Raw genomic sequence first — 12,659 nt, 5'->3', positions numbered from 1 at the left:
ACGCCAGTATTCATGCGGCTTGCGAGCCCACGGGCGTCACCCGCACTTCCCCGATGAATGATGCGACATCCATCAGGAAAGTGATGGATGTCGCGTCAAAAGTCGTCCGAGAATTCGTCGGCACCCCACACGATTTTGCTGATAACGGTACGCGAGAAACCGCGCGAGGCGAGAAAACGCATCTGTTTGGCGCGCGCCTCGGGTGTCGTGGCAATCTCGCCGAACTTCTTCTGCCATACGGCGCGGGCCCGGACGAGTTCCGTTTCGCGCAGTTGTGTCGCGAGGGCCGTCACAGTATCGGCGTCGACCTGATGCTGCTTGAGTTCGTTGACGATACGCGTCGTCCCCATGCGCGTCGCACGCCGATGCACGACGCTTTGCGCAAATCGCTCATTGGACAGCCAGCGCTCCTGCTCAAGACCGTCGAGCACGCGATCGAGCGCCTCGGGATCGTCGGCATCGGCGAATGGCGCAAGCTTGCGACGCAGCTCAGCTCGGCTGTGTTCGCGACGCGCGAGATAGGACAGCGCGCGCGCCTTGAGGCTCAGCACGGGTTTGCGCGACGGCTTGGCCGCAACGGCGGCGTCGCCCGGCGGAGGTGGCGGCGCGTTCGGATCTCGGGGAGGACGGCGAGTGATCATGACGTCATCGTGATGCCATCAAAGCGGGGGCCGGAAAAGCAAAACGGCAACGCGGCGCCGACTGGCTTCGCGTTGCCGCTCCGGAACAGGCGGGAAGTCCTCAGACCTCGTCGTCTGCTTCGATCTCGCCGGTCTCGTTGATTGCCGTGACGCCGAGCGATGCGCGTACCTTATTTTCGATCTCGTGGGCGATATCCGGATTTTCGCGCAGGAATTCACGCGCGTTGTCCTTGCCCTGACCGATCTTCTCGCCGTTGTAGCTGTACCAGGCGCCAGCCTTCTCGACGATCTTCGCGTTCACGCCCAGATCGATGATTTCACCTTCGCGCGAAATCCCCTGGCCGTAAAGGATGTCGAAAATCGCTTCGCGGAACGGCGGCGACACCTTGTTTTTGACAACCTTGACGCGGGTTTCGTTGCCGACGACCTCGTCACCCTTCTTGATCGAGCCGATCCGGCGAATGTCCAGACGCACCGACGAGTAGAACTTCAGTGCATTACCGCCCGTCGTGGTTTCCGGGTTACCGAACATCACACCGATCTTCATCCGAATCTGGTTGATGAAGATCACCGTGCAGTTCGTGCGCTTGATGGTACCGGTCAGCTTGCGCAGGGCCTGGGACATCAGACGGGCCTGCAGACCCGGCAGCGAATCGCCCATTTCCCCTTCGATTTCGGCCTTCGGCACCAGCGCCGCCACCGAGTCGATGACGATGAGGTCGATCGAGCCCGAGCGCACCAGCGCGTCGGCGATTTCGAGGGCTTGTTCGCCCGTGTCCGGCTGCGAGATCAGCAGTTCCGGCACCGACACGCCCAGCTTGTTGGCGTACCCGACATCGAGGGCGTGCTCGGCGTCGATAAACGCGCAAGTGCCACCGACCTTCTGCATTTCCGCCACGACTTGCAGCGTGAGCGTAGTCTTACCCGACGATTCCGGACCGTAGATTTCGATCACGCGCCCACGCGGCAGGCCGCCCACGCCCAGCGCGATGTCCAGGCCCAGCGAGCCGGTCGAGACGACCTGGATGTCCGCTTCGACCTCGCTGTCGCCCAGACGCATGATCGAGCCCTTGCCGAATTGCTTTTCGATCTGCGCGAGGGCGGCGGCCAGCGCCTTGCCTTTCTCGGCCGACAGATTGGCAGACCCTTTCTTGCTTTCTTCCATGAATCGTCCTTTGATATGATGAGCGAGACGGCTCGGGTGAGGCGTGAATGCCAGTACTGTATAAAAAACCAGTGCTGTTTGCAAGTGCCTGTTGTCCGAAAGCGCCGAAACGACAAAAAAAGCCGCGAACCACGCGCCGCAACATCACAGGAGACACACCGCAGCCGTCAGGCGACGGTGCCAATACGAGCCTATCACGCCCATGCGAATTCTCATCGCAGAGGATGACAGCATTCTGGCCGACGCCCTGACCCGCTCGCTGCGCCAGGGGGGCTATGCCGTCGATCACGTCAAGACGGGGCTCGAAGCCGATTCCGCGCTCTGCGCCCAGACGTTCGACCTGCTGATTCTCGACCTCGGCCTGCCTCGCCTGCCCGGTCACGAGGTCCTGCGCCGCTTGCGCGCGCGCAATTCCCATCTGCCCGTACTGATCCTGACCGCATCAGACAGTGTCGACGCCCGCGTCAAGGGGCTCGATCTCGGTGCCGACGACTACATGGCCAAGCCGTTCGCGCTGGCCGAACTCGAAGCGCGCGTGCGGGCGCTGACGCGGCGCGGCGCGGGCGGCGGCTCGACGGTCATCCGTCACGGCCCGCTCAGCTTCGACCAGGTCGGACGCACCGCCTATATTCATGAGCAGATGCTCGACCTGTCCGCCCGCGAACTGGAATTGCTCGAAGTCCTGCTGCTGCGTACCGGCCGGCTCGTTTCCAAGGAGCAGCTCGTAGACCACTTGTGCGGCTGGGGCGAAGAGGTGAGCAACAACGCCATCGAGGTGTACATGCACCGGCTGCGCAAGAAGATCGAGCCGAGTGGCGTGCGCATCGCCACGATCCGCGGGTTGGGGTATTGTCTGGAGAAGCCTGCCGCCGCGCCTGCCAATGCGGCATAGTTCGCCGAATGCGGCCGCGGCCGCCCCAGCCTCTTTAGCCTTTCCGTCCGATGCGTCTGAGCTTTCGCCACCATCATCGCGCCACGCCTGCGGACCCGGACGCGTCGTCGCATTCGCCTCCATCATCAGAGCGCGTGTCCCCACGACCTAACACCGCCTCGCCACCCGGCGCCGACGATCCGTTCGACCGGCTCGACCCTTACACCGATCCGTTCGTACGGCCCGGCTTTGGCGCGCCGCTCGAGCACGAGGCGGAGCCGCCCCCGCGCTCGCTCTTCGGCGAAATCCTCGACTGGATGCTCGCGCCGCTGCTGCTGCTTTGGCCGATGAGCATTGCCGTGACGTACCTCGTCGCGAAATCCATTGCCAACGGCCCCTTCGACCGGGCGCTCGAGACCAACGCTTACGTTCTCGCCCAGCAAGTCCATTCGGACCGCGGCCAAGTCACCCTGACGCTGCCCATGCCCGCACGCGATCTGCTGCGCGCCGACGCCACCGACAACGTCTACTTCCAGGTGCTGGGGGCGAAGGGCGAACTCGTCGGCGGCACGCCCGACCTGCCGCTACCGCACGAAGACGACCGTCCGCAACCCGGCGTCGTACAGTTTCGCGACGAAACCGTGGGCGGCAACGACATCCGCGTGGCATTCACCTACGTCGACTTGCCGCGTGTGACGCCCGCAGGCAGCATGGCGCTCGTGCAGGTCGCGGAGACGCTCGACAAGCGCAGCCAACTGGCGAACGAAATCATCAAGGGCGTGATTCTGCCGCAGTTCGTGATCCTGCCGCTGGCCATCGTGCTCGTGTGGTTCGGCCTGTCGCGCGGCCTTGCGCCGCTGCATGCGTTGCAGGAACACATCCGCGCCCGGCGTCCCGACGATCTGTCGCCCCTCGAAGCGCGCCAGGCCCCGCCGGAGATTGCACCGCTCGTGGGTTCGCTGAACGATCTGCTCGGTCGGCTGGAGCAGAACATGAAACTTCAACAGCGTTTCATCGCCGATGCCGCGCACCAGTTGAAAACGCCGCTCGCGGGGCTGCGCATGCAGGCCGAACTGGCCTTGCGCCAGACGTCTCCCGACGAATTACGCCGTTCGCTGTCGCAGATCGCCGTAAGTTCCGAGCAGGCGGCGCGCCTCGTCAACCAGTTGCTGGCGCTGGCCCGCGCGGAGAACAGCGCGAACGACGCCGCCGCCTTCACGCCGGTCAATCTCAGCGTGCTTGCCCGAAGCGCCATGCAGGACTGGTTCCAGGCCGCCTTCGCCAAGCGGATCGATCTGGGCTTCGAGGAGCCGCCGTTTTCGGTGCATCTGTCGGGTCAACCGGTGATGCTTCGCGAATTGCTCAACAACCTGATCGATAACGCGATCCGTTATACGCCGACGGGTGGGAAGGTGACGGTACGTCTGCGGCATGAGGCGTCCGACGGCTTCGTTCATCTCGAAGTCGAAGATACCGGGCCAGGCATTCCGGCGTCGGAGCGTCCAAGGGTGTTCGAGCGCTTTTATCGCATTCTCGGCAGCGACAGCGACGGCAGCGGCCTGGGTCTGGCCATCGTGCGCGAGATCGTGCAGATCCATCGGGGCGACGTGAGCGTGCTCGACCATGTTGACGCGCAGCACCCCGAAGCAACCGGCACGCTCATTCGTGTCACGTTCCCCCTCGCCGATGCGCCTATCGAAAACCCGCATGCGTGACGAATTCACGCGAAATACGTTCAATATCGGGCCAAAGTCGAGGGTAAGTCCCTAGCAACGTAAGCTTCGAGTCAGTTTGGCGTCAGACGTCGGTAAGGTTGTCCTCCAATAATCAGTTGCAGCGGCCCGGGCACGACCCAGGGGCGTGCTTACATTACAGGAGACAACCGCATGGCTACTACAACGACAGCCACCTCCCATGCGCCGATGACCGCCGAAGAAAGAAAGGTCATCTTCGCGTCGTCGCTGGGCACGGTGTTCGAATGGTACGACTTCTATCTGGCCGGGTCGTTGGCCGTTTTCATCAGCCGGCAGTTCTTCTCGGGGATCAACCCGACGGCCGCTTTCATCTTCACGTTGTTGTCGTTCGCGGCGGGTTTCGCGGTGCGTCCGTTCGGCGCCATCGTGTTCGGCCGCATCGGTGACCTGGTCGGTCGCAAGTACACGTTCCTGGTGACCATCACGCTGATGGGGCTGTCGACGCTGGTTGTCGGTTTGCTGCCGGGCTACGCGTCGTGGGGGATTGCCGCCCCGGTGATCTTCATCGCCATGCGTTTGTTGCAAGGTCTGGCGCTCGGTGGCGAATACGGCGGTGCCGCCACGTACGTTGCCGAACACGCGCCGCATGGCCGCCGCGGGTTCTACACGTCGTGGATTCAGACGACTGCCACGCTGGGTCTCTTCCTCTCGCTGCTGGTGATTCTTGGCACCCGCACGGTGATTGGCGAAGAAGCGTTTGCCAACTGGGGCTGGCGCGTGCCGTTCGTTCTGTCGCTCCTGCTGTTGCTGGTGTCGCTGTGGATCCGCATGCAATTGAGCGAATCGCCGGCGTTCCAGCGCATGAAGGCCGAGGGCAAGGCCTCGAAGGCGCCGCTCAGGGAGTCGTTTGGCGAGTGGAAGAACCTGAAGATCGTGATCCTGGCGCTCGTCGGCCTGACGGCCGGTCAGGCGGTCGTGTGGTACACGGGCCAGTTCTACGCGCTGTTCTTTATGACGCAGGTGCTGAAGGTCGATGGCAATACCGCGAACATCATGATCGCGTTGGCCTTGCTTATCGGCAGTCCGTTCTTCGTGTTTTTCGGCGCGCTCTCGGACAAGATCGGGCGCAAGCCGATCATCATGGGGGGCTGTCTGATCGCCGCGCTGCTGTACTTCCCGATCTTCAAGGCACTCACGCACTACGCCAACCCGGCCCTGGAAGCGGCAACCGCTCGCTCGCCGATCACGGTGATCGCCGATCCGAACGAGTGCTCGTTCCAGTTCAACCCGGTGGGCACGTCGAAGTTCACGAGTTCGTGCGACATCGCGAAGAGCTACCTGTCGCGTTCTGGCCTGAACTATGAGAACCAAGCAGCGCCGGCGGGCACGATGACCACGGTGAAGATCGGCGACAAGGTGATTTCGTCGGTCGATGGCAAAGCGGCGGATGCGAAGGAAAAGACTGCGGCGTTCGAGACCGACATGTCCGGTACGCTCAAGGCCGACGGATATCCGCCGAAGGCTGACCCGGCGCAGATGAACAAGCCGATGGTCGTGGTGCTGCTCACGATTCTGGTGATCTTCGTGACGATGGTGTACGGGCCGATTGCCGCGATGCTGGTGGAAATGTTCCCGACGCGCATTCGCTACACATCGATGTCGCTGCCGTATCACATCGGTAACGGCTGGTTCGGCGGCTTCCTGCCGGCCACGGCGTTCGCGATCGTGGCCGCCAAGGGCGACATTTACTCCGGCCTGTGGTACCCGATCATCATCGCCCTGGCGACCTTCGTGATCGGCATGCTCTTCATCAAGGAAACCAAGGACGTCGATATCTACGCCAACGATTGATGGGGTGACCTGCCCGACAGGTTGAAACGGATCGACAACGCCGGGGCCTTCGGGTCTCGGCGTTGTCGTTTCTGGCATCCGGATAGCGGGGCAGGATGAGCGGCGGCGATTATTTGCGCTGCCCCGCAAAAATATGTTGACAGCCCATGGGGGCTTACCTATACTCTTTCTTCTACGGCGAATTAGCTCAGTTGGTTAGAGCGACGGAATCATAATCCGCAGGTCCGGGGTTCGAGTCCCTGATTCGCCACCAAATTTGAAACGGCTCCCAGCGATGGGAGCCGTTTTTTTTGGTCCCGCAAAAACGGTGCTGTTCCGCAAACCGATCGCTTAGTTGCCATGACCCGCGTCCCTTTGCGGTGCCGGGCATACCGCCGCGTCATCTGTTCGTCAGCGTGGCCTAGCTTGTCTTTTACCGCAGCCATCCTCGCGAGCGCCGCACGCCCTTGACACGCGAGGGGGGGCACGGGTATCTCGTCAGAACGCCGGCTTGTCGCTACGTGCCTTGATGTTGGCGCGCAGCGGCTCGCTCATTGGCATATTCAGATTCACGCCGGCCGGCGGAATCGGCGATTCAAACCACTTCTTATAGAGCCGCGTAAATTCCCCTGATTTCATCAGTCTCGTCAGCGTTCCGTCCACCAATTTCTTGAATTCGGCATCGTCCTTGCGGACCATGCAAGCGTACGGCTCCACCTGGAGCGTTTCGCCCACGACCTCAAGCGACGAAGGGTTCCGTGAATTGGCACGCAAGCCGAAAAGCAGAACGTCATCCAGGGCAAGCGCCGACGCGCGATCGCTTTCCACCAGTTGCAGGGCATCGGCATAGTCCTTGCCGGAAACGACCTGTACGTCGATGTTGTGATCAGCGCTGTACTTTTTCAGCACCTTCTCGTTCGTGCTGCCGGCCGTGCTGGCTACCGTCTTGTTCGCCAGATCCGCGTAGCCCTTGATGCCAGAATCACGTTTGGTCAGTAGACGCGTTCCCGCATAAAAGAAATTGATCGAGAACGCCACCTCCTTGCCACGCGCGCTGGTATTCGTGGTCGAGCCGCACTCCAAATCGTAGGTACCGTTGACCAGCATCGGAATACGATTCTGTCCGGTTACCGGGATGTATTCGACTTTGAGACCAGGCCGCTTGAGCCGGCTTCGCACATCGTCAAGAATGGCTTCCGTCAGGTCGGCTGAAAATCCAACGGCTTTGTGCGGGCCGAGCAAATAACTGAAGGGAACCGCCGACTCACGATAGGCGACCGTGATTTTGTCCGCCGCAGCCACCTTTTCCAAGGTCTGAGCATGGACATTCGCCGCCGCGACCGACAGTCCGCCCGCGAGGAAGACATAAGCCATCTTGAACGATGTTTTCATTGCTGTTCTCCGTGGAGGCGAGGAACGTTCGCGCGCGGCGCCCGCCACCGGTGGCGGGCGCCGCGAAAGGAATCTATGACCTCTTTGGTCTCAATCTAGGCGCCAATCCGATAGCGCCGTTGATCCAGGTCAACGCCGCAGTCTGCTGGCGCTCAGGCCCCGCCTCGCCGCCCAATCACCGCCTCCCGCCCCCCCGTCCCACCCGATCACCGCCACGCGGCTTAATGCAATACGCGCTCCGCGTCCGCCTTACGGCGCGCCTTGGCGCGACGCGTCAACATGTTCAGCCCCTCCACGAACGCCGAAAATGCCATCGCCGCGTAGATGTAACCCTTCGGGATATGTGACCCAAAGCCTTCCGCGATCAGCGTCATGCCGATCACGAGCAGAAAGCCCAGCGCCAGCATCACGACCGTCGGATTCGCCTCGATGAATCGCGAGAGCGGCCCCGCCATGAACAACATTGCCGTCACGGCGGCAATCACCGCAATGAACATGATCGGGATGTGCTCGGTCATGCCCACGGCCGTCACGATGCTGTCGATCGAGAACACGAGGTCCAGCATCAGGATCTGAACCACGGCGGCACGCGCGGTGATCGTCGCCATCGTACCCGCCGTCGATGCGCCCTCTCCATGTTCAGCATCGTCCGTGGCCGACGCCACATGCTGATGCATCTCCTTCGTCGCCTTCCACACGAGGAACAGGCCACCGGCGATCAGAATCAGGTCGCGCCACGAAAAGCCGTGGCCGAACAACTCGAAGAGCGGTGTCGTCAGCTTGGCGATCCATGCCACCGTACCCAGCAGCGCCAAACGCATGACCAGCGCCAGACCGATGCCCATACGCTGCGCGCGCGCACGCATCGACAACGGCAACTTGTTGGTCAGGATAGAGATGAAGATCAGGTTGTCGATGCCAAGCACGACTTCCATGACCACCAACGTGACAAGCGCCGCCCATACCGCCGGGTCAACCGCCAAAGCAAGCAGATAGTCCATATGTGCGCCAGAGATTCCCTAGGGTGATCGGAACATTCGCCGCCAGTCGACAGCGGCCATGCCCCTTCGTTATCCCGCACCTAACGCGAGGTGCGGGTCCAGGACAGCATGATCCCCGAACTCATGTTTCGTAAAAACCAGTTATATACTTCAAAATAGTTCGGTTTTTCCGAAGTCTATTCGATATGTTGAACTACCGTCATCTTTACTATTTTTGGGTCGTCGTCAAGGAAGGGGGCTTTGCTCGCGCGGCGGAGCGTCTCGACATGGCCGTGCAGACGATCAGCGCCCAGGTGCGCGAGCTCGAGAAATCACTCGGCCACCAGTTGCTCAAGCCCGCCGGACGCGGTGTCGCAATGACCGACCCTGGGCAGGCGGCGTTTCGGCGTGCAGAAGAGATTTTTCGCCTCGGCCAGTCGATCCCCGACGACGTCCGCGAGGCCGCCAGCGGTCGTGTGGCAAGGCTCGCCATCGGGCTGGCCGACGGTATCTCCAAACTGGCCGCGCACGCGATTCTCGCGCCGGTGCTCGACACGCCCTCGCTGCGGCTCGTCTGCCATGAAGGCGAGCACGAGCAGTTGCTCGCCGAACTTGCGCTACACAAGCTCGACCTCGTGCTCGCGAGCCAGCCCGCCCCGTATAACCCTACGCTGCGACTCTCAAGCGAACGTCTGGTCGCGTCGCCGGTCGACTGGTATGGGCCGGCATCGCTGGTACGCCAATCCGCGCGAGCCGCGTTTCCTCAATGCCTGGCAGACCTCCCCGTCGTGCTGCCAACCGGTCACTCGGCCCTGCGCGCCCGGCTCGATCAATGGTTTGAGGCACAGAGCATTCGCCCGAATATCGTCGGTGAATTCGAAGACAGCGCGCTCATGGCTGTCTTTGCCACACGAGGCATGGGCGTCTTTCCGCTGAGCGAGGCGGGCGCAGGCGACGTCTCGCTGCTGCGCGGCCTGCGCTGGCTGGGCCGCCCTGCCGAGGTTTTCGAGGACATCTACGCCATTCGCTCGCGACGTGGCGAAGGCCATCCGCTCGTGACGCAAATCATCCGTGAAATCGGCCCGACCGCCGGTTCTGCTATAAGAACGACTGGCGCGCCGTCTCCGTCTGCACCACCGTCATCTTCGAGGAAACCCCATGTCGAGTCGTAGCGATCAGCGCAAGTTCTTCCACCTCATGCTGTTCGTCGTGACGATCGTGTTCGGGTGGATTCTGTTTCCGCTATTCGGCGCCGTCTTCTGGGGCACGATTCTCGCCGTGCTGTTCCAGCCAGTGCAGCGCCACATGCTCACTCGTCTGCGCGGCCGGCCGAATCTGGCCGCCCTCGCCACGCTGGCGCTGATCCTGCTCATCGTGATCCTGCCGCTTACGCTCGTGATCGGCATGCTGACGCAGGAAATCAGCACGGCACTCGTTCGTTTTCGAGCCGATCTTCCCCAACTCACGGTAGCCTTCCAGCAATTGCTCGACCGGATGCCCGCGAGTGTGCATCGGGTGATGGACCTGGCCGGTGTGCAAGACGTCAACGCGATCCAGCAAAAGCTCGGCGACGGCGCCGCGCAAATCGGCCGCCTGGTCGCGGTCTATCTGGTCAGCATCGGTCAGAACACGGCGCAACTGCTCGTGAGCTTCGGCGTAATGCTCTACCTGCTGTTCTTTCTGCTGCGCGACGGTACAGTGCTCGGCGTGATGGTCCGACGCGCCCTGCCGCTCGAAGAACGCCACAAGACCCAACTGATCCGGCAGTTCACCACGGTCGTACGCGCCACCGTCAAGGGCAACATCGCCGTGGCCGTGGTGCAAGGCGCACTCGGCGGCTTCATCTTCGCCGTCCTCGGCATCCAGGGCTACGTGCTCGCCGCCGTGGTGATGGCCTTCCTGTCGCTATTACCCGCCGTGGGCGCGGCCGTCGTGTGGGTGCCCGTGGGGACCTGGCTGTTGCTCTCCGGGGAAGTCTGGAAGGGTGTGGTGCTGTTTGCGTTCTGCGGCACCATTGTGAGCCTGGTCGACAACGTGCTGCGTCCGATTCTCGTGGGCAAGGACACGAAGCTGCCCGACTGGGTCGTGCTGATCGCCACCCTCGGCGGGATGTCGCTCTTCGGCCTGACGGGCTTCGTGATCGGACCGCTCATCGCCGCTCTGTTTATCTCGAGCTGGAATATCTACACGCGCCTGCGCGACGACGACAGCGATCAGGCCGACGCCGGGTGATATCCGTGGGCCTTCATCGGCACTGCCGCCCGCGCTTCATGCACAAGGGTAGCGAGATCGGCCCCGACCTGCGCCATCAGTCCATCCCAGTCGCCGCGCGGCGACTGGCGATAAAGCGTGAGCGACCGATACCAGTCGCTGTCCCGACGCGATAACTGCCAGCGCCAGTCCGGCGTAAAGCCGACGAGTCCCCAGACCGGCTTTCCCAGCGCTCCGGCCAAGTGCAGCGCCGCCGTGTCCACTGAGATCACGAGATCCATCTGCGCCATGACGGCCGCCGTCTCGGCAAAATCGCTGAGCTTCGCGCCGATGTCATGCACATTGGCATACCGGGCCAGTTCGGCGCGCTCGTCGTCGGTCACATCGACCTGCAACGCGTAGAAATGCGCGTCGGCGCCGAAGACCGGTGCCCAATGCGCAAGCGCCACGTCGCGATGCGGCGGAAACGGCCCGGTGCGCCACACGAAGCCCACCCGCAACGCGCCTTCCTGCGGCTTGCCCAGCATCGACCGCCAGATCATCTCCCGCCCTGCGCTCGAGCGCACGTAGGGCAAAGCGGTTGCCACATCGCCCCCTGCTTTCAACAGATGCGGCAGGCTGAGCAGCGGCAACTGCCAGTCGAACGACGGCACCGGTATGTGCTCGGCAAGCACCGTCACCCCGCGCGCGAAACCGCCCAGCAACGTGACAAGCGGTGCTTGCACCGACAGCACGACGTTCGCCCCCATCTCGACCAGACGCGGCACAAACCGCACGAACTGCAACGTATTACCCAGGCCCGGTTCGCTATGGACGAACACCGTCTTGCCCGCGAGCGGCGCGCGGCCGTCCCAGAGCCGGTCGCTGAAACGCCGCCGCTGACCGCCTTCCTGCCAGCGCCACTCGTAGTCATGCCAGCCATGCTCGAAGTCGCCCAGCAGCAGATTCGTCTGCGCCCGGTTGGTGCGCGCGCCCGCATGGTCCGGCGCGAGCTTCACCGCCTCGCGCAAACATTGCAGCGCCTCGCCGAACGCGTGTTGTTCACGCAGCGCCACCCCCAGATTCACCAGCGGATCGGGTTGCTGCGGGGCGATGGCGTTGGCCAGCCGGTACGCGTCGATCTCTTCGTCGTAGCGGCCCAGGGCACCGAGCGCGCGGCCACGGTTGAAATGCGCCTGCCACAACGCCGGCGCCTTCGCCGACGTGCGCTCGAACCAGCCGAGCGCACGCGCGTTGTCGCCCGCCTGCGCCCAGGTCAGACCAATGGTGTGCATCGTGCCGATGACGTCCGGCGACTGCTGCACGGTGGCGTCGAACAACGCCTCGGCACGCATCTGGCGCCCGGCCTGGAGGCTGGCCATTGCAGCGTCGAAACTCGCCTGCGCGCCCGGTTGCGGCACGAGCGCGATCAGGCGGTCGAAGGCGTCGGCGGCCGACTCGAAGGCGTTGGTGCGCAACGAGACGTAGGCGAGGCCCTCGAGGGCCGGCAGGAATTCGGGGGATTGTTTCAGTACTTGGCGCAACTCGGCGATCGCCTCGTCGAGCCGGCCGGCGGCACTCAGTTGTCGTGCACGCTCGCAACGCGCGTCTAATGGCGTCGTCATGCGGCGCATCCTTGCTTGTCTTGGAATGAGAGGGAGTCGGGCCGGCAAGCCACACGACCACCGGGGGCGCCTTGCGCCCCCGGCCACTGGCGCCGTGGCCCGATCGAGCGGTGCACACTACACGACCGCACGGCGCGAAGCAAGCCGCGGGAATTGGTCCGCGCAACGCCCATAAAGTTCACATCATCCCAGCCTCATTTTGCGGCACGGCGTCGGCGCAAACGGTCTTAGCGCACACCTCGGGTATCATCTGTCGAAATCTTGATTTCCC

10 protein-coding genes and 1 tRNA gene are annotated in these 12,659 nt (G+C 63.0%); 6 read left to right on the top strand and 5 right to left on the bottom strand.

Going from position 1 to position 12,659, the window contains the following annotated elements; all coding sequences use genetic code 11:
* Positions 1–95: 95 nt before the first annotated feature.
* The gene (gene recX, locus PCE31107_RS05690) at positions 96–641 is read right to left on the bottom strand and encodes a recombination regulator RecX (RefSeq protein WP_150607102.1); all 546 of its coding nucleotides are present in this window, start codon (positions 639–641) and stop codon (positions 96–98) included.
* 100 nt (positions 642–741) lie between these two features.
* A complete protein-coding gene (recA, locus tag PCE31107_RS05685) occupies positions 742–1,806 on the bottom strand; it encodes a recombinase RecA (protein WP_017232934.1) in 1,065 nt (354 codons plus the stop codon).
* Positions 1,807–2,008: 202 nt separating this feature from the next.
* Here recA and PCE31107_RS05680 point away from each other — a divergent pair, with 202 nt between their 5' ends.
* From PCE31107_RS05680 to PCE31107_RS05665, 4 genes are all read left to right on the top strand, one after another.
* Positions 2,009–2,698, top strand: a complete 690-nt coding sequence (locus tag PCE31107_RS05680; protein ID WP_150550573.1) for a response regulator transcription factor — start codon at positions 2,009–2,011, stop codon at positions 2,696–2,698.
* A gap of 134 nt (positions 2,699–2,832) precedes the next feature.
* Complete coding sequence (locus tag PCE31107_RS05675) at positions 2,833–4,392, top strand: sensor histidine kinase (protein ID WP_425494712.1); 1,560 nt, start codon at positions 2,833–2,835, stop codon at positions 4,390–4,392.
* Between the two features lie 171 nt (positions 4,393–4,563).
* Positions 4,564–6,222: an MFS transporter gene (locus tag PCE31107_RS05670; protein WP_150607098.1), complete on the top strand. Its 1,659-nt coding sequence runs from the start codon at positions 4,564–4,566 to the stop codon at positions 6,220–6,222.
* Between the two features lie 176 nt (positions 6,223–6,398).
* Positions 6,399–6,475, top strand: a tRNA-Met gene (locus tag PCE31107_RS05665).
* 224 nt (positions 6,476–6,699) lie between these two features.
* Here PCE31107_RS05665 and PCE31107_RS05660 read toward each other — a convergent pair.
* Positions 6,700–7,593, bottom strand: a complete 894-nt coding sequence (locus PCE31107_RS05660; protein ID WP_150607096.1) for a transporter substrate-binding domain-containing protein — start codon at positions 7,591–7,593, stop codon at positions 6,700–6,702.
* Between the two features lie 221 nt (positions 7,594–7,814).
* Entirely contained in the window at positions 7,815–8,594 is a 780-nt protein-coding gene (locus PCE31107_RS05655; protein ID WP_150607094.1) for a TerC family protein, read from the bottom strand.
* 185 nt (positions 8,595–8,779) lie between these two features.
* Between PCE31107_RS05655 and PCE31107_RS05650 the strand changes: the two genes are divergently transcribed.
* Together PCE31107_RS05650 and PCE31107_RS05645 are read left to right on the top strand one after the other, a co-directional pair.
* A complete protein-coding gene (locus PCE31107_RS05650) occupies positions 8,780–9,745 on the top strand; it encodes a LysR family transcriptional regulator (protein ID WP_150607092.1) in 966 nt (321 codons plus the stop codon).
* The gene (locus PCE31107_RS05645) at positions 9,732–10,805 is read left to right on the top strand and encodes an AI-2E family transporter (protein ID WP_150607090.1); all 1,074 of its coding nucleotides are present in this window, start codon (positions 9,732–9,734) and stop codon (positions 10,803–10,805) included. Before PCE31107_RS05650 ends, PCE31107_RS05645 begins: the two co-directional genes overlap by 14 nt.
* Here the strand turns inward: PCE31107_RS05645 and PCE31107_RS05640 are convergent.
* Positions 10,787–12,388: a tetratricopeptide repeat protein gene (locus PCE31107_RS05640; RefSeq protein WP_174966561.1), complete on the bottom strand. Its 1,602-nt coding sequence runs from the start codon at positions 12,386–12,388 to the stop codon at positions 10,787–10,789. The two genes, PCE31107_RS05645 and PCE31107_RS05640, sit on opposite strands and share 19 nt — an antisense overlap.
* Between the last annotated feature and the right edge of the window lie 271 nt (positions 12,389–12,659).

Source organism: Pandoraea cepalis, from assembly GCF_902459625.1.
GTDB classification, from domain to species: domain Bacteria; phylum Pseudomonadota; class Gammaproteobacteria; order Burkholderiales; family Burkholderiaceae; genus Pandoraea; species Pandoraea cepalis.
The sequence above is the reverse complement of the archived record's forward strand: the minus strand, read 5'-3'. Positions and strand labels throughout refer to the sequence as shown.